Annotated in this window: 24 protein-coding genes; 18 read left to right on the forward strand and 6 right to left on the reverse strand. The window is 41.4% G+C overall.

Annotated features, from left to right (window positions below; genetic code table 11):
- Positions 1-837: an S-formylglutathione hydrolase gene (gene fghA / locus B9T26_RS13200; RefSeq protein ID WP_086200131.1), complete on the forward strand. Its 837-nt coding sequence runs from the start codon at positions 1-3 to the stop codon at positions 835-837.
- 39 nt (positions 838-876) lie between these two features.
- Here the strand turns inward: fghA and B9T26_RS13205 are convergent, their stop codons facing one another.
- Positions 877-1,152 (reverse strand): DUF2218 domain-containing protein, encoded by a 276-nt coding sequence (locus B9T26_RS13205; protein ID WP_086200132.1) that lies wholly within the window; start codon positions 1,150-1,152, stop codon positions 877-879.
- Positions 1,153-1,342: 190 nt separating this feature from the next.
- Here B9T26_RS13205 and rpe point away from each other — a divergent pair, with 190 nt between their 5' ends.
- The 7 genes from rpe to B9T26_RS13240 all read left to right on the forward strand — a co-directional run bounded on the left by rpe (position 1,343) and on the right by B9T26_RS13240 (position 7,474).
- The gene (gene rpe / locus B9T26_RS13210; protein WP_086200133.1) at positions 1,343-2,029 is read left to right on the forward strand and encodes a ribulose-phosphate 3-epimerase; all 687 of its coding nucleotides are present in this window, start codon (positions 1,343-1,345) and stop codon (positions 2,027-2,029) included.
- A 394-nt stretch (positions 2,030-2,423) separates the two neighbouring features.
- On the forward strand, positions 2,424-2,879 hold the full coding sequence (locus B9T26_RS13215) for a hypothetical protein (protein WP_086200134.1): 456 nt from the start codon (positions 2,424-2,426) through the stop codon (positions 2,877-2,879).
- A 44-nt stretch (positions 2,880-2,923) separates the two neighbouring features.
- Positions 2,924-4,783 (forward strand): copper resistance system multicopper oxidase, encoded by a 1,860-nt coding sequence (locus tag B9T26_RS13220; protein ID WP_086200135.1) that lies wholly within the window; start codon positions 2,924-2,926, stop codon positions 4,781-4,783.
- A complete protein-coding gene (locus tag B9T26_RS13225; RefSeq protein WP_086200136.1) occupies positions 4,770-5,693 on the forward strand; it encodes a copper resistance protein B in 924 nt (307 codons plus the stop codon). The genes B9T26_RS13220 and B9T26_RS13225 overlap by 14 nt, the downstream gene beginning before the upstream one ends.
- Positions 5,694-5,929: 236 nt before the next feature.
- Positions 5,930-6,247 (forward strand): quaternary ammonium compound efflux SMR transporter SugE, encoded by a 318-nt coding sequence (gene sugE / locus B9T26_RS13230; protein ID WP_086200137.1) that lies wholly within the window; start codon positions 5,930-5,932, stop codon positions 6,245-6,247.
- 35 nt (positions 6,248-6,282) lie between these two features.
- Complete coding sequence (locus B9T26_RS13235; protein WP_086200138.1) at positions 6,283-6,762, forward strand: methylated-DNA--[protein]-cysteine S-methyltransferase; 480 nt, start codon at positions 6,283-6,285, stop codon at positions 6,760-6,762.
- A gap of 52 nt (positions 6,763-6,814) precedes the next feature.
- On the forward strand, positions 6,815-7,474 hold the full coding sequence (locus B9T26_RS13240; protein WP_086200139.1) for a nuclease-related domain-containing protein: 660 nt from the start codon (positions 6,815-6,817) through the stop codon (positions 7,472-7,474).
- 37 nt (positions 7,475-7,511) lie between these two features.
- On the opposite strand, the gene B9T26_RS13245 is transcribed toward B9T26_RS13240, so the two are convergent.
- Entirely contained in the window at positions 7,512-8,447 is a 936-nt protein-coding gene (locus B9T26_RS13245; protein ID WP_205666422.1) for a tRNA dihydrouridine synthase, read from the reverse strand.
- Between the two features lie 631 nt (positions 8,448-9,078).
- On the opposite strand from B9T26_RS13245, the gene B9T26_RS13250 reads away from it, so the two are divergent.
- The 5 genes from B9T26_RS13250 (at position 9,079) to B9T26_RS13270 (ending at position 14,673) form a co-directional block, all read left to right on the forward strand.
- Positions 9,079-9,402: a hypothetical protein gene (locus B9T26_RS13250; protein WP_086200141.1), complete on the forward strand. Its 324-nt coding sequence runs from the start codon at positions 9,079-9,081 to the stop codon at positions 9,400-9,402.
- Between the two features lie 341 nt (positions 9,403-9,743).
- Positions 9,744-10,280, forward strand: a complete 537-nt coding sequence (locus B9T26_RS13255; RefSeq protein ID WP_086200142.1) for a fimbrial protein — start codon at positions 9,744-9,746, stop codon at positions 10,278-10,280.
- A 23-nt stretch (positions 10,281-10,303) separates the two neighbouring features.
- Entirely contained in the window at positions 10,304-11,002 is a 699-nt protein-coding gene (locus tag B9T26_RS13260) for a molecular chaperone (RefSeq protein WP_086200143.1), read from the forward strand.
- 15 nt (positions 11,003-11,017) lie between these two features.
- Positions 11,018-13,588: a fimbria/pilus outer membrane usher protein gene (locus B9T26_RS13265; protein ID WP_086200144.1), complete on the forward strand. Its 2,571-nt coding sequence runs from the start codon at positions 11,018-11,020 to the stop codon at positions 13,586-13,588.
- On the forward strand, positions 13,585-14,673 hold the full coding sequence (locus B9T26_RS13270) for a fimbrial protein (protein WP_086200145.1): 1,089 nt from the start codon (positions 13,585-13,587) through the stop codon (positions 14,671-14,673). The genes B9T26_RS13265 and B9T26_RS13270 overlap by 4 nt, the downstream gene beginning before the upstream one ends.
- 141 nt (positions 14,674-14,814) lie before the next feature.
- On the opposite strand, the gene B9T26_RS13275 is transcribed toward B9T26_RS13270, so the two are convergent.
- A complete protein-coding gene (locus B9T26_RS13275) occupies positions 14,815-15,621 on the reverse strand; it encodes an inner membrane protein YpjD (RefSeq protein WP_086200146.1) in 807 nt (268 codons plus the stop codon).
- Positions 15,622-15,759: 138 nt separating this feature from the next.
- Between B9T26_RS13275 and ffh the strand changes: the two genes are divergently transcribed.
- From ffh to B9T26_RS13290, 3 genes are all read left to right on the forward strand, one after another.
- A complete protein-coding gene (gene ffh / locus B9T26_RS13280) occupies positions 15,760-17,169 on the forward strand; it encodes a signal recognition particle protein (RefSeq protein WP_086174922.1) in 1,410 nt (469 codons plus the stop codon).
- A 168-nt stretch (positions 17,170-17,337) separates the two neighbouring features.
- The gene (locus tag B9T26_RS13285; protein ID WP_086200147.1) at positions 17,338-17,913 is read left to right on the forward strand and encodes an RBBP9/YdeN family alpha/beta hydrolase; all 576 of its coding nucleotides are present in this window, start codon (positions 17,338-17,340) and stop codon (positions 17,911-17,913) included.
- Between the two features lie 169 nt (positions 17,914-18,082).
- On the forward strand, positions 18,083-18,670 hold the full coding sequence (locus B9T26_RS13290; protein ID WP_086200148.1) for an RBBP9/YdeN family alpha/beta hydrolase: 588 nt from the start codon (positions 18,083-18,085) through the stop codon (positions 18,668-18,670).
- On the opposite strand, the gene B9T26_RS13295 is transcribed toward B9T26_RS13290, so the two are convergent.
- From B9T26_RS13295 to B9T26_RS13305, 3 genes are all read right to left on the reverse strand, one after another.
- Complete coding sequence (locus B9T26_RS13295) at positions 18,649-19,386, reverse strand: type III pantothenate kinase (protein ID WP_086200149.1); 738 nt, start codon at positions 19,384-19,386, stop codon at positions 18,649-18,651. The genes B9T26_RS13290 and B9T26_RS13295 overlap by 22 nt on opposite strands.
- A gap of 9 nt (positions 19,387-19,395) precedes the next feature.
- The gene (locus B9T26_RS13300; protein ID WP_086200150.1) at positions 19,396-20,154 is read right to left on the reverse strand and encodes a biotin--[acetyl-CoA-carboxylase] ligase; all 759 of its coding nucleotides are present in this window, start codon (positions 20,152-20,154) and stop codon (positions 19,396-19,398) included.
- Between the two features lie 161 nt (positions 20,155-20,315).
- Positions 20,316-20,843 carry a GNAT family N-acetyltransferase gene (locus B9T26_RS13305; RefSeq protein ID WP_086200151.1) on the reverse strand — a complete coding sequence of 176 codons (528 nt, stop codon included), beginning with the start codon at positions 20,841-20,843 and terminating at the stop codon, positions 20,316-20,318.
- Between the two features lie 438 nt (positions 20,844-21,281).
- Here B9T26_RS13305 and B9T26_RS13310 point away from each other — a divergent pair, with 438 nt between their 5' ends.
- Positions 21,282-22,091, forward strand: coding sequence for a sulfite exporter TauE/SafE family protein (locus B9T26_RS13310; RefSeq protein ID WP_086200152.1), 810 nt, complete (start codon positions 21,282-21,284; stop codon positions 22,089-22,091).
- A gap of 349 nt (positions 22,092-22,440) precedes the next feature.
- Complete coding sequence (locus B9T26_RS13315; RefSeq protein WP_086200153.1) at positions 22,441-23,136, forward strand: GntR family transcriptional regulator; 696 nt, start codon at positions 22,441-22,443, stop codon at positions 23,134-23,136.
- Positions 23,137-23,142 lie beyond the last annotated feature (6 nt).

The following is a 23,142-nucleotide window of genomic DNA, read 5'->3' on the forward strand; positions in this document are numbered from 1 at the left end:
ATGCAACTCATTCAGCAGAATCGGTGTTTTGAGGGTGAACAGCGAATTTATACCCTGAATTCCAAGGTATTGAACGGGGAATCTCGATTTGGCATTTTCTTGCCGCCGCAAGCTTTAATCGGGCAGGCCTGTCCGGCACTTTTTTATCTGGCCGGTCTGACCTGTACTGAAGAAACTTTTGCAATTAAAGCCCATGCACAACGTTTAGCAGCCCAACTGGGTTTGATCCTGATTAGTCCGGATACCTCACCCCGAGGCGAGCAAGTGGCAGCTGGGGATTCATGGGACATTGCTCAGGGTGCCGGATTTTATATCAATGCCACTCAGGCACCTTGGGCTGAGCATTATCAAATGGAAAGCTTCATCGCTAAAGAGCTTTATGATCTGGTCATCGAGGAATTTCCAGTTCAGGCACATGCTGTCGGGATTTTTGGCCATTCCATGGGTGGACATGGTGCGCTGACACTGGCCTTTAAATATCCGGAAAAATTTAAATCAGTCTCTGCTTTTGCGCCTATTTGCGCGCCGAGCCAATGTCCTTGGGGCGAGAAAGCCTTTTCAAATTATTTAGGTGCAGACCAGGCAGAATGGAAAAAGCATGATGCAACGGCTCTGGTTCAGTCCAAAGGTGCCTTGTTTCAAGAGATTCTGATTGATCAGGGGGCTAAGGATCAGTTCTATAGCCAACTAAATCCGGCCTTATTTAAACAGGCGTGTGAGCAAGCAGGGCAGTCCCTAACTTTACGTGAACATGCCGGCTATGATCATGGTTATTATTTTATTCAGACCTTTATGGATGACCATCTGCAATTCCATGCGGTACAACTCGAAGCCTGATCGTTCATTCAAATAAGGGAGAATTCAATTCTCCCTTATTTATTGATGCTGCCATATAGCAGTAAATTCTTGCTGTGCCATTCGGCTTAAATGGTCCAGCACCACTTTTTCTAGCCTGCTTAAGTCTTCTAATGGGCTGTCAATCGAAACCAACAATACTGCTGATTGTGGCGTCAGCTTAACCGTCGCATCTGGCAGAAAAATACTGAAATCTTCCTCAGTTTCAGAGACTTCAAATTTATGTTTCCAGTGATTGAGTAAACGTTTGGCGATACGGGCTGCTTCTGACGTGATAATTTGTGTATTACTTTTCATTCTCATTTACCTTGTGTACTGAGGTCAAAATAACAAATTAAAGAAATCGCTAAAGTTAAAAAAATAGAACGTACCGTTGCAGATTTGGAATGCCGAATAAACAGCGTCACATAAGGATTGAATCACAGCAGTCCTGTTCAATTTGTTATAATGTGAAAAATCAATTCAAATGCATAGCCAGGTTCTCTTCATGTCCAAGCCATATTTAATTGCACCTTCCATTTTATCTGCCGATTTTGCCCGCCTGGGTGAAGAAGTTGAAAATGTGCTTGCTGCAGGTGCAGATGTTGTACATTTTGATGTGATGGATAACCATTATGTACCTAACCTGACTTTTGGTGCTGGGGTATGTAAGGCATTAAAAAAATATGGTATTCAGGCGCCGATTGATGTGCATCTTATGGTGTCACCAGTAGACCGTATGATCGGTGATTTCCTGGAAGCGGGTGCTGACATTATTACTTTTCACCCAGAAGCGACCCAGCATATTGACCGTTCTTTACAGTTGATTAAATCGGGCGGTGCAAAAGCGGGTCTAGTGTTTAATCCGGCCACGCCACTGCATTATCTGGACTATGTGCTGGACAAGGTCGATCAAGTTTTGTTGATGAGTGTCAACCCTGGCTTTGGCGGTCAAAAGTTTATTCCCATGACTTTGGATAAGCTTCGTCAGGCACGCAAAATCATTGATGCCTCAGGCCGTGACATCCGTTTGGAAGTAGATGGTGGGGTGACACCAGCCAATATTCGTGAAATTGCCGAAGCGGGTGCCGATATGTTTGTTGCCGGTTCAGCTATTTTTGGCAAACCGGATTATAAAGCTGTGATTGAAGAAATGCGTTCAGAACTGGCAAAAGTAACTTCAGTTAATCTCTAATAATCTACAATTAATTGTTGCTAAGTTGTGGATAACTTTATGGATAACCATATGGATATCTGTGTAGATAACTGTATGGATAACTTGATTAGTTTATAAACAATTGTAGATCAATAGTTTAATAATTAGACATTAAATGTATAAAAAGGACTCAAAAGAGTCCTTTTTTAGCTTGTTAAGCTATTAAAAAATATGATGCTTTATTCATCTGTGCTTAAAAATAATACTGTTTAAAAAATAACTTTATTGTTTAAGTTGGCGTTATTTAGCAGAACTTGGCACTGTTTAGCATAAATTTAAAAATTGTGTATAACTCAGATCTTGGTTATGCTGTTAAACTCACATCAAAAGAACATGATTTATCTTTTATTGTAGATTGGCTAAGGACAATACTGTGCTCACTTCATTACGCAAACAGGCTTGGTTTGTGTTCCTGATGGTTTTGGCCATCGGGTGGAGTAATGCTGTCTTGGCATTCGAACAGCCGATGCATCAGCAAATGATGAGTGAATTGACAATTCAGCATGAAAATAAAATGCCCATGACGGCCATGTCAGGTTGCCATGATTCAGTCAATACTCAACCGCACATGCAGCAGCATCCTGTCGAACAAGTAAAAGTGCCCCATGATCAGGATTGTCATCCGGGCATGAGCGATCAACAGCAGCATTTCAGTTGTAATGATTGCGTACAGTTGCATTGTCAAAGCCTGAGCACTTGGTTGAATGCGCAAAGTCCGAGTTTTGCCCATTTAAATTCTGTGCCCGAACATCCCCAGCTCAATTTTGCTTATTCCGCCCAGCATTTAAGCGGTTTCTGGCAAAAAATCCTGCGTCCTCCCAAAGCTTAATCTTGATTTAAAAAACATTTTATTTTTAAATTACAGGTTAAGTCATGTCTATTCAATTAATTCAAAGCCTCCTAGTCGGGGTGTGTTTAGTGTCATCATCGTGGGCATTTGCCGCGGTCAAAGAATATCATCTCAACATTGATGAACAGAACGTGAATATCACCGGAAAATCCTTAAAACGGATTACCGTCAATGGTCAATTTCCCGCACCTCTTCTAGAGTTTGAAGAGGGGGATGATGCCGTAATTCATGTACATAACAAGTTAAAAAACAAAGATTCTTCCATTCACTGGCATGGTTTATTGCTGCCGGGATTAATGGATGGCGTACCCGGTTTTAACCAGTTCAAAGGCATTAAACCGCAAAGTGATTTTGTCTACCGTTTCAAGGTGCGGCAAAACGGCACCTATTGGTATCACGCACACTCCAAAGGACAGGAACAGGATGGGCTGTATGGCGCTCTGGTGATTTACCCCAAAGGGAAAAAGCCGCTAGCAGCGCATGAACAGGCGGATCGTGATTACGTGGTAATGCTGTCCGATTTTCATCAATCCAGCAGTGACCAGATTATGAAGAACCTGAAAAAGTCAGCAGAGTACTATCAAAATCAGCGTGAAACTGTGGCCGATGTGTTGAAGCAAGTTAAGCGTGATGGTCTCAAAAGTACCTGGCAAGACCGTTCCATGTGGAATAAGATGCGCATGCTGAAAACCGATTTGTCTGATGTCACTGGTTATACCTTCCTGATCAATGGCAAAACCCCGGAACAGAACTGGACCGGCATGTTCAAGCCAAATGAAAAAGTCCGTTTACGTTTTATCAATGCTTCAGCCATGACCTTTTATGATGTGCGTATTCCAGACTTGAAGATGACTGTGGTGAGTGCCGATGGCCAGCCGGTTCAACCGGTACCTGTAGATGAGTTTCGCATTGGCAATGCAGAAACCTATGACGTGATTGTGGAGCCTAAAGCCAATCATTATCAGATTGAAGCCGAATCCATTGACCGTAGCGGTTTTGCCATTGGGTCATTACACAATGAACTCACTGCGATGACGCATGCGATTCACATGCCTAAGCCGCGTCCACGTGCATTGCTGACCATGGAAGATATGGGGCACGGTTCTTCATCCAGTGATCATGCGGACATGAATCATGCTCAGATGGATGATCATCAAACTAATATGCCTCAAGCTAGTGAAGATAATAGTGGTGCAAGTTCAATGAATCATCAAATGATGGATCATTCAGCCATGCAACATGAGACTCAACAACACGCTATGTCACAGCCAGCAAAACCTGAATCTGAGCAACAACAAACGCATGCGTCGCATAGTGCGGTAACACCATCCCTAGATCACAAGGCGCCCGTGGTCTATGGCTGGGCCAATGCATCAACGCCAGCAGGGCATAAAGCACTGCAATATGCCGATTTAAAATCTTTAAACCCACAACCGGATACCCGTCCAGCGGAACGCGAACTGGAAGTGCGCTTGGGCGGCAACATGGAGCGTTATATCTGGACCATCAATGGCAAGAAATTTACTGAAGTTGAACCCTTGCAGGTGAAATATGGCGAACGCATCCGCTTGAAGTTTATTAATGACAGCATGATGGCGCATCCGATGCATTTGCATGGCATGTTTATGCAGCTGGAAAATGGACAAAATAGCCAAGATTTACCCAATAAACACACCCTGATTGTGCCACCGGGTAAAACGGTAACAGCCTTGCTGACTGCGGATGAATTGGGAGAATGGGCAATTCATTGCCATCTGCTCTATCACATGTCCTCAGGCATGATGAGCAAACTGGTGGTGGCCAATGTGGATGGAAATAAAATCGAGACTTCATCGGTGACTTCAGCTCAAGTTCAGCAAGGAGGTTCACATGCGCATCATTAATCACTTTGTAATGAGCACATTGGGTGCCTCATTATTGCTATGGTCTGGAGAAATTTTTGCGCATGAGGGCCATCATTCCATGCCGATGCCTGAACAGCAAACTCAACAGGCTACGGTAATGGATGATTCTGCGGATTCAGAGCATTCACAACATCAACTGATGCAGCAGCCCAAACCCCTTACTGAAGAAAAACCGCTACAAGCACCACAATATCAGGCTTCAAGTGTAGATGATGTTGCTTCTGCCGAGCATATCAAAGAGCATGGTGGTCAGATTTATCAGCAAACCACGCTTGAAAGTCGATGGTTGCGCAATAACGATGGCAAAGGTGTTTTAAAGTCGGAACTGGAAACCCGAATTGGCACAGACGAAAATAAAATCTTTATCAAAGTCCATGCCGATCGTAGTGAATCAGAGCAGGCCGAATATGATGCCAAAGTTTTATACAGTCGTAATGTTGCCGATTTTTGGGATGTGCAGGCCGGTCTGCGCTATCGTAATGATCAGAATCGTGAAGTCGATCAGGATCAAGTCGAAGCTGTGATTGGGTTACATGGATTGGCTCCGTATTTCTTTGAAACCAATGCCTATCTATATGTCGGGCAGGACAATCAAACGTCTTTGAGCCTGGAAACTGAACGCGATGTGCTATTGACCCAGAAACTGATTCTGAAGCCTTATCTGGACCTGAATGTGGTGTTGAGTGATGACTCCAGCTATGCGCAAAAAACCGGTTTAAGCACAGCACAACTGGGTCTGGAAACGCGATATGAAATCAATAAAAAAGTGATGCCTTTTGTGGATCTTAGCTATAGTTATCGTCAGGGCAATGAGGAAACAGCTTGGCAGCAGCAGTCATCTTCTGAAAATGAATGGCTCTATGGTGCAGGCATCCGTTTTAAATTTTAGTCTCATTAGATGATTCAGAAAATACGATTGGTTTGCGCCAGTCGTATTTTTATTTGCATTTTTAAAGTGAGCAATTGATCAAAAAATGTAAAATATGGTTCTATTTAGCTCAATCATTATATAATTATCAAATAAATTGCAGGAGGAACGACCTCCCTTGATGCAATACAAATCAGTATTGCACCGAGAAAATTCGTCAGGACGACCTGACTCATATCAAATGGAGTATAGTCGTCATGGCTTGGATCGTTCTGGTTTTAGCAGGTGTTTTTGAAATTGTTTGGGCTTATGCCATGAAGCTTTCAGAAGGTTTCACCCGTCTAACACCGAGTATTGTTACCCTGGTTTTTATGGTTTTAAGTTTTGCTTTATTGGCTTATGCCATGCGAACTTTACCCCTCGGTACCGCTTATACCATCTGGACCGGGATTGGAGCAGTCGGTTCTTTTCTGGTTGGGGTGTTTATATTAGGTGAGCCTGCATCAGCCATGCGTATGCTGGCGGCAGTCCTGATTATTTCTGGATTAGTGTTGATGAAACTGTCATCATCCTAACTATATCGCTTATTTATTAACTATAGGAGAAGACAATGAAACTGGCTTTTATGGAAATGGCTTCTCCTGTGGGTACTTTAAAACTGGTGGCCCATGAAACAGCTTTGGTTGCTGTACTTTGGGAAAATGAAAATCCCAAACGGGTACGTTTAGCCGAATTGATCGAACAGGTTAATCATCCTATTTTGTTGGAAACCCAAAAGCAGTTAACTGAATATTTTGCTGGAAAAAGACAGCAATTTGATTTGCCCTTAGATTTTGAAGGAACCGAATTTCAGCAGAAAGTCTGGCAAGCTTTACTTACCATTCCCTTTGGAGAAACCCGCAGTTATCGGGATATTGCCGAACAGGTGGGTAATGTCAAAGCGGTACGTGCAGTGGGTGCAGCCAACGGAAAAAATCCAATTTCAATTATTGCGCCGTGTCACCGCGTGGTGGGAGCGAATGGAAAGTTAGTGGGCTTTGCCGGTGGATTAGACAATAAAGATATTTTATTGAAACTAGAATCTTCATGAATTTAATAAGTTTATGTTATTGTTATTAAAAATATAATATGAACTTTATTGAATGAATATTTCTCAAATTTTTATACCGCTTTTTTCACAGTTGTGGTGGATCATTTTATTATTTGCTGCCGCTATTCTTTTTAAGGTATTTAAGCCATTTCTTAAAGGAAAAGTGGGGGAATTAGCAGTAGCTGTACACGTCAAACTCTATTTCAAAGATCCGCAATATATTTTATTAAATGATTGTACTTTGCCGGATGAACAATCGGGGACCATACAAATCGACCATATTCTGCTCAGTCCTTTTGGTATTTTTGTGATAGAAACCAAAAATTATACGGGCTGGATTTTTGGCGGCGAACGGCAAAAAATGTGGACACAAAAAATTTATAAAAAGAGTTATAAATTTCAAAATCCCTTACATCAGAATTATAAGCACATGAAAGTGCTGGAACAGGTACTGTCCGATATTATTGAACCGCAGCATTTGCATTCGGTGATTGTCTTTATGCCGGAAAGTGAATTTAAAACAGCCATGCCAAGTAATGTGTTTCGTGGCGCGGCATGGACCGACTATGTTAAAGGTTTCCAGGACGAAGTGATTCCTGCGATGAAGCTGAAACGGATTCAATTGCGGATCGAAAAAGAGGTTCTAGAGAAGTCTTGGAAAACCAATCGCCTACATGTGGACAACTTAAAACAGCGTAAACAGGGAACTTGATCAGAAAAAGCCTTCGCATATGCAAAGGCTTTTATTTTTAGTGCTGTAGCTGATGCAGCTTTTCAATAATTTCGTTCAGTTGCTTGATGCGTTTTACTTCATCCCAGAGCATTTTGGCTTCTGGATAATGCTTGGACATCATGCCAAGCCACTGTTTATAACGTCCTACCATATTAATTTCTTTTTTATAGGGACCACTTAAAAAGCGGCTCTGCAAAGCCAATAGCTCGCCCCAGCTAATCAGCGGATCATCTTGATTTTGACGGATACATTGCGTGATATCTGGGGTAGTTACAGCAGCTCGGCCAATCATTAAATCTTCACAACCAGACTCTAGCTGACATTGCTTGGCATCTGCATTGGTCCAGATTTCACCATTGGCAATCACATTGATGTTCAGTGCTTCACGAATGGGGTGTAACTGATCCCAGAAAGCTGGCGGGGTATAACCTTCAGCCTTGGTTCGAGCATGCACAGTAACCCAGGCCGCTCCGGCATCTTCAATGGCGTGAGCATTTTCCAGGGTATGGTTACGGTCCATATAGCCCAAGCGCATTTTTGCAGAAATCGGGATATGCTCAGGTACGGCATCACGCACCGCTTTGACCAGCATGTGAACCACTTCAGGCTCATCCAGCAAGACTGAACCACCACGGTGACGGTTAACTGTTTTTGCAGGACAGCCAAAATTCATATCAATAGCGGGTGCACCCAGTTCCACTGCACGTATAGCATTGGCCGCCAGCATTTCAGGATTATTTCCTAAAAACTGGACATGCACAGGTGTGCCTGCAGCGGTTTTTCCATCATTTAGTAATTCAGGGCAGTAGTTATGATAAACATGATCGGGCAGGACAGAGTCGGTCACACGGATGAACTCGGTCACACACCAGTCAAAGCTGCCGACATGCGTCAGTACATCACGCATAATAGGATCGGTTAAGCCTTCCATAGGTGCAAGGATGAGTTTCAAAATGTTTGACCTGTATAAGCAAAAACTGCGTTATACGCACTTTTAAATCACTTGTCTAGCGAAGCATAGCAACTATAGAAATTGGGGTGGCTGCTTAGTCGAATACGATTTAAAAATATCTGAATGTTTATATAATTTTGTACAAAATAGATCTTATAAGTAAATATGCAACTTTCTTATATAGATCATAGATGATTTATTTTTTTAAACATGATTTGAAAATAGTCTATTTAAATAATGAAGATATTGGATTAATACCTCATTCTTTTATATGGGGCAAATTATTTTATAAAGTTAGAGAGAGAAAGTTTCAAAGAATATTATTCAAAAGGAATTTTTTAAACTATTGATTTTATATGGGTATTTAAATTTTAATTTATAATATTTTGATTTTTAATAATTTTTTTAAAAATTTAAGAATGCTTGATGAGTGGTTAAAAGGGTTTGTAATAATTAGTAATATTTATTTTTTTAAAATAGGATAATAAATAATCAGTTAAATTTAAAAAAATGAAAATAGTGTGACCTCTGTATCACTTTTAATATTTTTGAGCGTTTTAACTCATAAATAGAGTATTTAGGTATGTTATAAAAATAGAGCATTACAAGAAAATATAAGAGGGAGCAATAAATGTATAAACAATTCGTTTTAAGTTTTATCATCACTTTTAGCTCTGCCACTATTTTTGCTCAAAATAATTCCCACCTTCAATTTGTAGGTGAAATTTATGAGAACACTTGTGACTTGATGAGTTCTTATAAAGAAGAAAAATGTGAAATTTTAAATACAAATCTTTCGATTTTTGGGATTGAGACAAATACGGAAACAAACTTTTCAGAAAGTGTTAAAGCTAATATAAAAAAATTTCAAAGAATAAATACGACTTTTTATGCGGTAAATCTTAAATCTATAAATGATCTGCCTCATGCAAATTTAGAAATTAGCTATAAATAAATTAATAACTTTACTTTTCAATAAAATAGACAGTTTTATAGTATTTCAGTGATCAATTTTATACTCTGAAGTCATTTTATGTTTATATTTTTCTCATTTTATTTTTCTTATTTCTTTTCATTAACTTAATTTTTATTCCCCCAAAATAATGCTTAAATTTTTCTAAAAAAAAGCAGGGTAATGTAACTCGCTTGTATTAAACATGTTTGCAAAAAGTTTTTTTCTGTTATTATTGAAAAACGAGATATGTATCACACTTTATGAATTATTTGTGTTTGTGAGCATATTCTGTAGATCCAAATTAAGCTGAAAAAATTATTTATATCTAATAGGTTACGCAAATGAAAACACAAATCGCTTTAGTACTTGGTACAATTACAGCTCTAACTATGACTTCTCACGCAGTTGCTGCGGGACAGATTAATTTTACCGGCGAAATTGTGAATGCCGCATGTGACATTAAAATTAATAATAGCAGTAGTAACGAAATTGTTTTAGGTAAATGGCCTACCTCTATGTTTAAAGCGGCAGGTGATAAATCTACCCCTCAAAATTTTACAATTGATGTGGCAAATTGTGCAGCAGGAAATTATCAAGTGAATTTTTCTGGTACTCAAGACCCAACCAATGCCAAGCTTTTAAAAACTTCAGTGGCTACTGGAGTGGGTATTGGAATTGCAAATACTAGTAATACAACAAATTTAGTAAACTTAAATACCACCGCTGGTCAGGATTCAAATGCTGCGTTTTCTGCGACAGGGACTGGAGTGACAGCAACAGGATCACTACCTTTACAAGCTTTTTATCAAGCGACCGGCGCGACTGTGGTTGCAGGTAAAGCAGATGCAACTGTAAGTATTACTTTGCAGCAAAAATAAGCATTAAAATCAAGGAAACTGTTATGCGCTTGAACCCTTCAATTTTAACTCTCGTTTTAGCCAGCATGTCTTTTGCTACATCGAGTTATGCTGCGGTTCAAGCCATGGCAAGTCGCGTGATTTATAACAGTGAAAATAAAGCAGCAACCCTGTCACTTAAAAATAACTCAACCAAGCCTTATATTGTGCAAACTTGGCTAGAACCGGGTGAGGATAAAACAGCTTCTGCTAAAGTTCCTTTTATTGTTACTCCACCGCTCATGAAAATTGAATCACAAAAAGAATCGGTTTTACGCTTTATCTATTCAGGTAGCGGTTTACCGAGCGATCGTGAAAGCCAAGTCTGGATTAACATTCAAGAAATTCCGCCCAAGCCTGAAAATGAAAATACCTTACAGCTGGCAGTACGTTCTAAAATCAAATTATTTTATCGTCCGCAGCAAATAGCAACGGATTTACCTGAATCTGTGAAAAAGCTGCAATGGTCTGTTGAAAATGGCACGTTGAAATTAAAAAATAACAGCCCGTTATTCATTACAATCGGCGATTTAACGCTGGGCAAAAATGGCAAGCCAATCAGCAAAATGCATCAGGATATGGCACCGCCATTTCAAAGCATTGAGGTATTGCACAATGTGCCGAGCACTATCAAAACCCTTCAATTTACCTATATTAATGACTATGGGGGCAATACTGAAATGCCCGAAGTAATTTTAAAATAAGCAATGTTGAAATAAATGTCTAATTTGCGGCAGCATGTGAGTCGGCGCTATTTAAAATTTTCTCTGCTGAGTTTAAGCCTTGCAGTGTTGCATGCGCATGCAGAAGATCCCGAATTCAATACCGCATTTTTAAAAGATATGACCGATCAAGTGGTTTTTGAGGCCGTTACTAAAGGTTATCGGATTTTACCTGGCAGTTATGATTTCAGTATTTATCTGAACAATCAGCGCATAGATAAAAGAAAAATTGAATTTTATCAAAAAGATCAAGAAGTGGTTCCTTGCATTGATGCAAGCTTCATTGAAGATTACCAAATCATATTTGATGCGGAAATAGCAGCGCAAGCAGCTTCAAAATGTTATGACTTGATGCACTTGCCGGGTGCAAAACTGAGTTTTGATGCGGGTATGCAAACCCTGAATGTATCCATTCCGCAGGTTTTTTTACGCCAGAATGTGCGGGGCTATATTTCGCCAAAACTTTATGATCAGGGTATTAATGCCTTGATTTTTAACTACAATGCAAATACCAATCTGTACAAGGCGCAATCTGGGCAGGAATACAGCAACAGTAGTTTGCTGCTGAACAGCGGCCTTAACTGGGGCGCTTGGCGTTACCGCAATCAAAGCAGTTTTTTAAAGAGCAGCGGTCAGTCAGCTCAGTGGGACAATGTTATTAATAAGCTTGAGCGTGACATTATTCCTTTAAAGGCACGCCTGGAACTGGGGGATGCCAATACCCGCAGTAATGTTTTTGAGAGTATTAATTTCCGTGGCGTGCAATTCAGCAGTGACGATGCACAATTGCCTGTGAGCTTGCAGAATTATGCCCCGGTCATTCGCGGAACTGCGAGTAGCAATGCGCTGGTGGAAATCCGGCAAAATAATTATTTGGTTTACAGCATGAATGTTGCACCAGGTAATTTTGAAATTCAGGATTTATATGCCGCCAACGACAGTGGTGATCTGGAAATTAAAATCATCGAAAGTGACGGTTCTGTCCGCACCTATACACAAGCCTATGCTTCTGTGCCGAATATGATTCGCGCTGGTCAAAATCAGTATCAAATGACGGCAGGACAATACCGCAGCGGTTCAAGTGACTATCAGCCTTATTTCGGACAGCTGACTTATACCTTCGGTTTGAATAATTATCTCACGCCATATGCAGGTGTACTGGCTGCTGAAGACTATTATGCAGCAGCGGGCGGCGCGGCATGGTCGCTGGGTGACTGGGGCGCGCTTTCAGCAGATTTAAATTTTGCCAACAATACCTTATCCAGCGGACGCCAAGAAAATGGCTTGGGTTTGCGTGTGCTGTATGCAAAATCGATTCATTCACTGGGTACGGATATCCGTTTGGCCGGCTATCACTACAGTGCTAACTATTATGGTTTTGCTGATGCAGTGCAGGAAAAGGCACAATGGCAAAATGGTACATATCAATATCAGCATTCCGCTGCGGCAAATGATCCGCTAGCTGGCGCAGATGTGCAAATGCAGTCTTATTATTCATCTGTATTTTATAACCGGAAAAACCAGCTGCAAATTTCACTCAATCAGCGTTTGGGGAAATGGGGGCAATTGTATGCCAACGTCTCGGATACACAGTTCTGGCAAAAGGAATACAATCAGCGTAACTGGCAAATTGGCTATAACAATAATATTCAGCGCCTGTCTTACGGCCTTTACTATCAAAACAGCAAGAACTTCTTGAATGGTTCCGACTACTCTGTCGGGCTAAACTTTAGTTTGCCTATAGACACGCCAAAGTCATTTAAACAGCATGATGTCATTTCAAATAACAATTATCAGTATGCACCGTCTTCAGGATCAATGGCGCAAAGTGCACTGTCAGCCAATTTCTTGAAAGATAAAAATCTGCAGGCGCAGATCCAAGCCAGCCACTCCGAAAAAAGTGGTGATAGTCTGAATCTGAATGCGGCATATCAAGGCACTAAAGGCAATAGCAACATCGGTTATGCCTATGCTGATCAATATCAGCAAGTCTATGCGGGTATGAATGGCGGTGTGCTGGTACATTCCGGAGGCGTGATTTTGGGGCAGCAAATGAATAATTCACCCATATTGATTGAAGCCAAAGGCGCCAGCAAAATCCGTATTGAAAACCAGACCGGTCTGAAGCTGGATAAGCATGGCTATGCCATTATGAGCAGTAGCAATCCCTATGCGAAAAACCGGGTCGCGCTGCAAGCCGAAGATTTAGGGCAAAATCTTTTTATTGAAGATTTGGTTCGAAACGATATTGTGCCCACCAAATATGCGGTGGTTAAAGTGAAATTTGAGGTCAAAACCGGACACAGCGTATTGGTCAATTTGAGCTTTAAAGGCAATGAACTTGCAGCTGGTACAGAAATCAGTGATGCAAATGGCCTGAACCGTTATGGTCTGGTGGGTTTAAATGGTCAGACCTTTTTAACCAATGTGGAATCGGGGCAAAAACTGATTGCAAAATGGGGCAGTGCAGACTATCAGCAGTGCCATTTTACCTTGCCGGAATTAACTGCCCGTGACATCGGCTATGATGAACTGACGCTTTCATGTGAAGCTGGAGAACTAAAATGAATATAAAATTTCTTCGACTCATTCGAAATTTAGTCCTATTCTCGTTAAGCATTATTGCCGTGCAAAATACCTGGGCCATGCGCTGCCTTTCGGGCACAAAAGCGACCAGTAACTTCAATATAGAAAGCGCGAAAAACACCACCAATACCACGAATGTCGGCACCATTACAGTGACCAGCTTTAATGACGATGCCAATACTCTGCTCTGGGAGTCTCAGACCTATACCTCTAACTTTACTTGTTATGATGATGCCATGACCAATTCTAGTGAGGATGCATATTTATATGTGGATGATGCCGCAAAGAAATTGGCGACCGATTTTGGCAACTCCAATTTAATTATGGGCATCCGTTTTAATGGTCAGGAATATCCAATCACCAAAACCACCGATAAGATTGCTACCGGCAAGCGTGCTATCAGCTATCAGCCTGATAATTTTTGGTCTACATCAACGGCTGCGGACAATTGCCGTTTGATTGGAAAATATGGGCTTGGCAAGCGTTGCAGTGACCCGCAAACCATTAGCTTAACGTATTCTCTATATATCAAAGCGCGGGGTTCGGGCAGTAATTTTCCTTCAGTTATTAAAGATTATGATGTGTTTCAGCTGGATGGCGTTGGCGGCCGTAACGGCAGTGGTAATTTTCAGGAAAAAGTTAGCGGGATTCGAATCAATTATGTGGAATGTGTTCCTGTCTTAACGGTACAGACTGTCGATTTAGGCAAATATTACGCTTATCAGGATGTGAATACCGTGTTAAGAAAAACACCGTTTAGCATTAATGTCACGACCAATGGTAAGGATTGTGCGAAATATCCTTTTGTCGGGGTATTTAGTTCTCCTTTAAAGGTAGATAGCCAAACTGTGACAGCCAGTGAAAGCAATATGAAAGACAGCATTGGAATTCGTATTTTTGAACAGGGAAAAAACATTCCCGTTAATTTAAATGAGAAGCTGGATTTTGGTTTCAGCTCAGGAAGTCAGTTAACAAAAGATTTTGATGCAGGGGTTTTATTCCTGAAAAAGCCGACCATCGCCGGTAAATTCAGCTCTGTGATTAATTACGAAGTTTATTTTAAATAATGGAATGTACTGTTTTATAAGTTCACGAGGGCTCAGATTAAAATCTGGTTGATGACTATCTGCTGACTTTGGGTAGGTAAATAGATAGTCATGACGAAATTTTATAGATTTACTTTATATTCAAAGCACAGCAACAATGAATTATCGACCCAAAATCATTTCTAATACAAACTTTGAACCAATAAAACCAATTGCCAGCAGCATAAAACCAATCAGGGTAAAGCGAATGGCTTTTTGACCACGCCAGCCAAATTTATAATGGCCAATCAGCAGCGAGCCATAGACAAACCAGGAAATAATACTAAATGCCGTTTTATGGGCTAAGTGCTGGGCAAAGAAGTCTTCAATGGTAAAGAAGCCAAAACCGAGCGCTAAAGTCAGCAAGATAAAACCGGTAATAATTAAATCAAATAACAAAGATTCCATGGCTTGGAATGAAGGCAATAAATTGACCCATAGTCTTTTGGTCTTGTTTTTTAATTCACGATTTTGGAACCACAGAATCACGGCTTGTATGGTTGCCATCAGCAGAACCGCATAAGCAGACAAAGACAAAATAATGTGAATATCTAAACCCAAGGAATGTTGTTCTATCACCTGATTTTGTTTGCTTAAGGCAAAACCTAAAATCAAACCGGTTGCAGCAACAGGAATCCCGAGTAAATTCAATGCCAGAATGGGACGGAAGGTACTAAACAGTAGACTTAAAAATAACATCAGCCCCGATGTAAATGACATCAAGACAAAAACATCATAATTGATACCCGAAGAGGTCAGCATATCCCCACACAGAACTGCCCCATGCAACAGTAAACCTAAACCGAGTACGAGTCCTAAAAACCAATGGTTCGGATCACGCTTTGACATTAAGTGAATAAACAAATACCAGAAAGATGTGGTATAAGCGATTAATGCTAAGATCGTGTAAACCAAGGGGAGACTGATCATGTCAAACCTTTTTTGGGATGATGAATATTCATTTATATAAATTCTATGTGAACTACAGTATCCTATAGCATTCTATGCATAAATTTTCTATTTTAAGAAACAATTTTTTGCTCATGGCTATTTTAAGCGGAATTTGCAATGTTTGATACCTTAACAGAACGACTCACGCAGAGTTTAAGAAATGTTACTGGCTCAGGGCAGCTAACCGAAGACAATATTAAAGATACGTTACGCGAAGTACGTATGGCACTCCTTGAGGCCGATGTTGCGTTACCTGTAACTCGTGAGTTCATCGCGAAAGTTAAGGAAGAAGCATTGGGTCAGGAAGTGATGACTCAGTTATCACCGGGCCAGGCGTTCGTCAAAATTGTACATGACGAATTGACTAAAATGATGGGTGAGGCGAACGAAAGCCTAGACCTTGCTGCAAAACCTCCTGTAGTTGTACTTCTTGCTGGTTTGCAAGGTGCAGGTAAAACTACGACTGCAGCAAAACTTGCACGTTTCTTACAAGAGCGTCAAAAGAAAAAAGTCGCCATGGTTTCTGCCGACGTTTACCGTCCTGCAGCGATTAAGCAGCTCCAAACCGTTGCGGGTGAAGTTGGCGCAATTTTCTTTGAATCTAGTGCTGATGAAAAACCAATTACCATCGCAACTCGCGCGATTGAGCAAGCAAAAATTCAGTTTGCTGATGTATTGATTGTCGATACCGCAGGTCGTTTGCATGTCGATGACGACATGATGGACGAAATTAAAGAACTTCACGCAGCCATCAAGCCAACTGAAACCCTGTTCGTGGTCGATGCCATGACCGGTCAGGATGCTGCAAATACTGCCAAAGCCTTTAATGATGCCTTACCTCTGACTGGTGTGATCTTAACCAAGACTGATGGTGATGCACGCGGTGGTGCAGCGCTTTCTGTACGCGCCATTACCGGCAAGCCAATCAAGTTCCTGGGTATGGGTGAAAAACTCGATGCTCTAGAGCCATTCCATCCTGAACGTATCGCACAGCGTATTTTGGGTATGGGTGACGTACTTTCTTTGGTCGAAGAAGTTGAACGTAAAATCGACAAAGAAAAAGCCGAAAAAATGGCGAAAAAACTGCAAAAAGGCGGTAGCTTCAACTTTGAAGATATGCTGATGCAATTTGAACAAATGAACAAAATGGGCGGCATGATGGGCTTTCTGGATAAACTTCCAGGCATGAGCAACTCAGGTATTCAAGACGCGATTGCGCAAGCGAATCCTGAAAAGCAAGTGAAAAAAATGGAAGCGATTATCCAGTCGATGACCATTAAAGAACGCCGTAACCCAGACCTGATGAACCCGAGCCGTAAAAAACGTATTGCTGCCGGTTGTGGTATGGAAGTTGTTGAAGTCAATAAACTGATTAAACAACATGCGCAAATGGCGAAAATGATGAAGAAATTTGCCAATCCGTCGGGTATGGCAAAAATGATGAAGTCATTGAGTGGCATGCAAAATAAATTTGGCGGTGGTGGCGGTATGGGACCATTGTTCGGTAATAACGATCAAAAGAAATAATCTTTTGAACGCCAAAAAGACGCTTTAGGGCGTCTTTTTTATTGTTATTTCAATTTTCCAGTTCATTTTTTTACCAATCAGCCAGATTTTCTCATTCCATTTTGTAACCCTTTGCTTAATAATTACGTGAAAACAATCACACTAAAATACGTAATAAGAAGAAAACAGATGCCATCGATTCAAAAGAAAGTTTATATCGTGCATGGTGATCGCACCTTACCTAATGAACACTGGTTTCCATGGTTGAGCCAGCAGATACAGCATTCCGGGCATTTTGCCAGACGTTTGATATTGCCAGATGCCAATGCGCCTGATTTTCAGCTTTGGCAACAAGCGTTACAGATGCAAATACCTCAACTGGATCAACACAGCATTATTATTGCGCATAGCTTGGGGAGTCTGGCCAGCCTGCATTTTTTATCGCAAGCCTTAAGTGAAACTCAAATTAAAGGTCTGATTCTGGTTGCAGCTTTTAAGGATAAATTGACTGCTCGCCCTGAACTGGATCCTTTTATTGAGCAAGCCAAACTCAATATGCCGATTTTACAAAAGCAGATTTCCCGGCGTTTTGTACTGTTTTCTTGCAATGATCCTATTGTTCCACCGCCGATGGCCGTACTGCTTGGACATTATCTCAATGCGCAAATGCAGGAAGTGCAAGATGCGGGGCATTTTATGCGTCAAGATGGCTTTACCGAGTTTAAAGAGGTGTGGGAAATATTGAAGCCTATGTTGGCTAGCTAAAGGCTAGGAAGCTTAAGCTAAATTCTGAGAAAATATCAGGCTGATTGGACAGAGATAAAAAAATACCTACTCCAGTTTCGTTGAGATAAAAACATATAACAATTGAAACATCTTATTCAGGTTAGGCTGGTTAGATCCTCAAAGAGTTCATGGATAAGGAAGAATCACAATGGCTCAAGTGATTGTGATACATGGCTATACCGCAAGCCCGGAAGAAAACTGGTATCCGTGGTTTCAACAGCTTGCGGCTCAACAACATTTCAGTCTGAACATCCTGCGTCTCGATCCTTCACCACGTCCGGAATTGTCGGTGTGGGAAGCGCAAATTGCTGAGCAGGCTGGCAGTCTGGATGAAAACAGTATCGTGATTGCACATAGCCTGGGGACTATTGCGGCACTGCATTATTTATCCCGACATTTAAAAACCCAAGGTATCAAGCAGCTGATTCTGATTGCCGGTTTTAATGGGCGTCTGGGACGCTTAGATGAAGTGAATCCTTTTATTGATGCTGCCCGGATAGATTTTGAATTGCTAAAACGTCAGATAGAGCATCGGGTAGTGATTTATTCGGAAGGGGATGACCGTGTCCCGCCCAAATTCAGCATTGAACAGGCCAAAAGTCTGGATGCTGAACTGATTGCAGCCGAACATCAGGGACATTTTATCGATTCACAAGGCTGTACCGAACTGCCCGAAGTCTGGCAGAGCATACAGCCCTATTTGATTCGACAAGATCAGGCTTCAGTGAGCGAATAAATATAATTTTGCAGACCTTTGAGTAGCAGGTCAGGCTCAATTGCAGGTTGATACTGTGCAAGATATTTGGCAAATAAGGGCGCATCACCACCGGTTAAAATCAGTTGGCTGGGATATTTATCCAGCACTTTTTCAATAGTGCTGACCAGACTGAGCAGAATGCCATGGTGAACGGCATCAATGGTATTGCGACCCGGGCTAAGCTCATCAAATGTTGCATCTGGAATCTTGATGCCTTTGGTATTTTGAATCAGCGAATCACGCTGTAAATACAGATTTGGCAGGATATAACCGCCTAAATGTTGCAGGCCATCGGTTAGGTCAATGGTCAATGCGGTTCCACAACTGATCACGCAATATTTTTGCGCTGGATTATTGACTACAGCCAGCATTTGCAGCCAGCGGTCTATACCAAATTTAGTGGTATCTTCATAAGCACAGCGAAGGCCGGCATATTCAGCATGCACTTTGGCAAAGCGCACTGGCACATTCAAAAACTTGAGAATTTTCTGGATGCGTTCATTATTCTTTTTGTCCTGAACCGAAGATACCCCGACTTGTTGTAAATCTAGACTTTTAAAGTGCTGGATTAAGCCTAACAGCAGCTCGGCAGGAGATTGAAGATGCAATTCTGCAGCATGTTCAATGATCTGATCATTTTCAGTAATCCAGTATTTGAGTCGGGTATTGCCGATATCCAGCCATAAATTCTTCATTGCATTTCTCTACGCAGAAATGTTCAGGCAGCGTAAGCGCCCTTGATAAAATTGTTTTAATCCTTCAGGAGTTTCAATACTGACCGAACCATCGTCTTGAATCCCCAAGAAGATACCTGAACATAGCCCTGAATGATCTTCAAATTCAACTGCCTGATCTTTAAAGGCAGCATAGTGATTAAAGCGTGCTGCCAGGTTATAGCAGTCATGATCAAACCATGCACTGGCTTGCTGGATGGCCATATACAGTTCTGCAATCAACTGAATACGGGAAATATCCTGTAATCCTAATTCGCGCAGTGAAGTGGCATGCTGGTCAATCTGTTCTTTGGGAACAGGCTCAAGGTTGATACCAACCCCGACAATAACCTGATGCGGAGAAATCGGTTCAACCAGAATGCCGCCCCATTTACCTTGTCGACTATACAGGTCATTCGGCCATTTCACTTGCAAGCCTAAATCTTGCAAACTCGGCATTTGCAAAATATTCAGTGCAATTTCAAGCGCCAGCCGGCCATCAATAGGGGTTTGTGTATTTAGCAAGGTGCTTAAATAGATGTTGCCTTCAGGCGATACCCACTCTCGTTGACGCTGTCCACGACCTTGCGTTTGTCGGGTACTGCACACCAGAACACTGTGCACGCCTTTGAGTGCAATTTCACGCACATCATCATTGGTCGAAGTGGTAACGGGTTTCAGGATCAAAACTTCAGGAAGCTGATGGGCATCATCAAGGATTTTTTGCAGCTGTCGGGTCTCTAAATCCATTTAAATCTAAGCTAGTGGTATGTGAATAATGGAGTTAATCATATATCTATGGATAGGTGCAATGGCAGCGGGTACTGCAGGTTTCTTTGCGGAAGAGGGCTAAGCCCAAGCGATGCAACATGTATCACCCTATCCATGATTTTTATCTCATGCTCATTATGCTAAATAGGCTTAAATATTTCATATAAAACATGCCTTGCCAAAACATGATTGGCAGGGAGTTGAGGGTGGTTAAATTCTTTAACCTTGTGCATGCCCAATTTTTTCATCACCGTTTCAGAAGGCGTATTGACTGTAGCGGTAAAGGAAACCACTTTATTCAGCTTGAGCATATTAAAGGCATAATCTAAAACAGCTTGAGCACCTTCGGTGGCATAGCCTTTTTGCCAAAATTGTTTTGCTAAGCGCCAGGCAATTTCCATACAGGGAGAAAAATCGAATTGTGTCGGCTGGTTACGTAAGCCAATGAATCCAATAAATTCATGCGTCTGTTTTAATTCTACAGCCCAGAATCCCCATCCATTTTCATCAATAAAGCTTGTCACGCGATCAAGAAAATTCAGGCTCTCATCTGGGGTTAAACAACGGGGAAAATATTGCATGACTTCAGGGTCTAATCCCATTTCAATGAAAGTCGCATGATCACGTGCTTGCCATTGCCGAAGTATTAAGCGCTCAGTTTCTATCATGCAATCTGTCTAACCCTAAAATAAAGGCTAAATTTTAGCCTGTTCGTAATTCCGATCATACGGATAATCGAAATATGGATGATTCAAGCCATACTTCTGAACTGCAAGAGAGCCATGAAATTCATGCTATAGATTAAAAAATGCAGAGGATTTAAAAAACGTTAATAATAGGGGAGTGAATGGAATACAAATCGTTGCTCATTTTTAGAAAACGATCCACTTCCTTATTCAAACTCGGTTTATCATAAAATAATGATGCATCAGCAAAACCAGGATTTAGCTGGAAAGAACAGCTATTTTAATGGATAGGATGATCATGAGTGAAATGGATGATGACAAGAAATACAATTGAGTGATTTTACTGATTTTTTGGAGAATCGGTAAAATTCCTCTAATATCACGCTCTACTTGCATGTACGAATGGCTGGAAATGACCGAATGGAATTAATCATATATTTATTGATTGGTGCAATGGCGGGTTTTGCTGCTGGACTGTTTGGTGTCGGTGGCGGCCTGATTATTGTTCCGATCCTCTATGTCGTATTTACCCAGTTACATTATGATCCTTCGGTGATTATGCATTTGGCTCTGGGGACTTCGCTGGCCACTATTATTGTGACCTCGATTAGCTCAATCACAGCACATCATAAAAGAGGTGCCGTGATGTGGGACGTATTTCGCAACCTGGCTCCGGGTCTGGCATTCGGGGCATTTTTAGGGGCAGGCATTGCAGATTACCTGTCGGGTCAGGGCTTGCAGTTATTGATTGGTTTTTTTGCTATTTGGGTGGCTTACACCATGTTTAATGGTGCAAGCAAACCGGTTGACCCGAGTCATCATTTACCTTCCAAAGCCATGCAGATACTGGCGGGTGCAGGAATCGGGATTGCCTCTGCCATATTTGGCATTGGCGGTGGTAGTCTGACCGTGCCATATTTAAGCCGGCATGGCGTGGTCATTCAAAAAGCGGTGGCCACCTCAGCTGCAGGCGGTTTGCCAATTGCCATTGCCGGTGCTTTGGGCTTTATGTGGTTTGGTTCCAATACTGAGGTTAAAATACCGCATAGCATTGGCTATGTACATATCTATGCCTTTATTGGCATTAGTGTCATGAGCTTCATGACGGCGAAATTAGGTGCAAAAGTGGCGCACAAGTTATCGCCTGCCATGCTGAAAAGATGTTTTGCCTGCTTGTTGGCCATTGTTGGTTTGTATTTTATTTATCAAGGTTTTTCGACCTTTTTTTAATTTAAAAAAAGCGATATAAAAGAGATTAAAAAGTGTGCTATGTTTTTTACATACACACTTGGGTATTGTTCATCCTGTTATTTTATAGGATGTGAATACTCAAAAAATGAAATTATTTTTTAATTAGAATTAATAGCTTATGGTGAGGTAAATCTAAGAATAGAGGATAGAAGAGGAGAGACGGTTTTATTCTATTCTTTTATAACCAATTGATATTGGCTTTAACGACTTGAAAATTGTCTGACAATGTCATGTTTTTTACAGTTAAAATTAAGTAAAAAAGCAAGTAACAATCAGGATTTATCCAAAGTTTTTTGGTTGCATCTTATAAAAACAAGATAGGAACAGTATGCAAGAACAAGAAAAGGACAGTTTGTCCGAGCAAATTGCCAGGCATATTAGTGAGCAAATCATTCGCGGTGAACTGGTTGAGGGTGAGCGCATTCAAGAATTGCGAATTTCCTCTGAACTGGATGTCAGCCGTGGTTCGGTACGTGAAGCGCTACTGTTGCTGGAACGTACGCAGCTGATTGAAATTTACCCGCGCCGTGGTGCGATTGTCTCGGAAATGTCTGCTCAACAGGTACGTGCCTTGTTTGAGCTGTGTGCATTGCTGTGTGGCCAAATTGTGCAGCGCATGGCCGAAACCTGGCGTACCGATGAAGCCGAAAGAATTCAGGCCTTATTGGAACAATTGCAGGAAGAAACCCGTCAGGGGCATACCGAAAAATTCTATGACCTGATCTTTCAGGGCCTGGCCCGACAACATGAAATGGTCGGCAATCTTTACTTAATGAAAGTCTATCAGGAACTGTTACCATCACTGCGCCGCAGCTATTTTTTAACCTTAAATATCTCCCGTCGTGAGCTGCAGGAATCATTTGATTTATTTAAGTTGGTGACTGATGCAGTTTTGATCCGAAAATCACAACAAGCTACTTTATTTATGGACGATTTTTGTCGACACTTGCGCAACCTTGTGTTGGAATCTCTAACACGGATGAAACAAATCGAACTTGCATGGGCAAGACGTTCACGACGTTGATCAGGA

It is taken from the genome of Acinetobacter sp. ANC 4169 (genome assembly GCF_002135355.1).
GTDB lineage: Bacteria > Pseudomonadota > Gammaproteobacteria > Pseudomonadales > Moraxellaceae > Acinetobacter.

Bases quoted from the DNA above. Each gene is read 5' to 3' on its own strand.
- fghA (WP_086200131.1), top strand. From the start codon at position 1: ATGCAACTCATTCAGCAGAATCGGTGTTTTGAGGGTGAACAGCGAATT.
- B9T26_RS13205 (WP_086200132.1), bottom strand. From the start codon at position 1,152: ATGAAAAGTAATACACAAATTATCACGTCAGAAGCAGCCCGTATCGCC.
- rpe (WP_086200133.1), top strand. From the start codon at position 1,343: ATGTCCAAGCCATATTTAATTGCACCTTCCATTTTATCTGCCGATTTT.
- B9T26_RS13220 (WP_086200135.1), top strand. From the start codon at position 2,924: ATGTCTATTCAATTAATTCAAAGCCTCCTAGTCGGGGTGTGTTTAGTG.
- B9T26_RS13225 (WP_086200136.1), top strand. From the start codon at position 4,770: ATGCGCATCATTAATCACTTTGTAATGAGCACATTGGGTGCCTCATTA.
- sugE (WP_086200137.1), top strand. From the start codon at position 5,930: ATGGCTTGGATCGTTCTGGTTTTAGCAGGTGTTTTTGAAATTGTTTGG.
- B9T26_RS13235 (WP_086200138.1), top strand. From the start codon at position 6,283: ATGAAACTGGCTTTTATGGAAATGGCTTCTCCTGTGGGTACTTTAAAA.
- B9T26_RS13240 (WP_086200139.1), top strand. From the start codon at position 6,815: ATGAATATTTCTCAAATTTTTATACCGCTTTTTTCACAGTTGTGGTGG.
- B9T26_RS13250 (WP_086200141.1), top strand. From the start codon at position 9,079: ATGTATAAACAATTCGTTTTAAGTTTTATCATCACTTTTAGCTCTGCC.
- B9T26_RS13255 (WP_086200142.1), top strand. From the start codon at position 9,744: ATGAAAACACAAATCGCTTTAGTACTTGGTACAATTACAGCTCTAACT.
- B9T26_RS13260 (WP_086200143.1), top strand. From the start codon at position 10,304: ATGCGCTTGAACCCTTCAATTTTAACTCTCGTTTTAGCCAGCATGTCT.
- B9T26_RS13265 (WP_086200144.1), top strand. From the start codon at position 11,018: ATGTCTAATTTGCGGCAGCATGTGAGTCGGCGCTATTTAAAATTTTCT.
- B9T26_RS13270 (WP_086200145.1), top strand. From the start codon at position 13,585: ATGAATATAAAATTTCTTCGACTCATTCGAAATTTAGTCCTATTCTCG.
- B9T26_RS13275 (WP_086200146.1), bottom strand. From the start codon at position 15,621: ATGATCAGTCTCCCCTTGGTTTACACGATCTTAGCATTAATCGCTTAT.
- ffh (WP_086174922.1), top strand. From the start codon at position 15,760: ATGTTTGATACCTTAACAGAACGACTCACGCAGAGTTTAAGAAATGTT.
- B9T26_RS13285 (WP_086200147.1), top strand. From the start codon at position 17,338: ATGCCATCGATTCAAAAGAAAGTTTATATCGTGCATGGTGATCGCACC.
- B9T26_RS13290 (WP_086200148.1), top strand. From the start codon at position 18,083: ATGGCTCAAGTGATTGTGATACATGGCTATACCGCAAGCCCGGAAGAA.
- B9T26_RS13295 (WP_086200149.1), bottom strand. From the start codon at position 19,386: ATGAAGAATTTATGGCTGGATATCGGCAATACCCGACTCAAATACTGG.
- B9T26_RS13300 (WP_086200150.1), bottom strand. From the start codon at position 20,154: ATGGATTTAGAGACCCGACAGCTGCAAAAAATCCTTGATGATGCCCAT.
- B9T26_RS13305 (WP_086200151.1), bottom strand. From the start codon at position 20,843: ATGATAGAAACTGAGCGCTTAATACTTCGGCAATGGCAAGCACGTGAT.
- B9T26_RS13310 (WP_086200152.1), top strand. From the start codon at position 21,282: ATGGAATTAATCATATATTTATTGATTGGTGCAATGGCGGGTTTTGCT.
- B9T26_RS13315 (WP_086200153.1), top strand. From the start codon at position 22,441: ATGCAAGAACAAGAAAAGGACAGTTTGTCCGAGCAAATTGCCAGGCAT.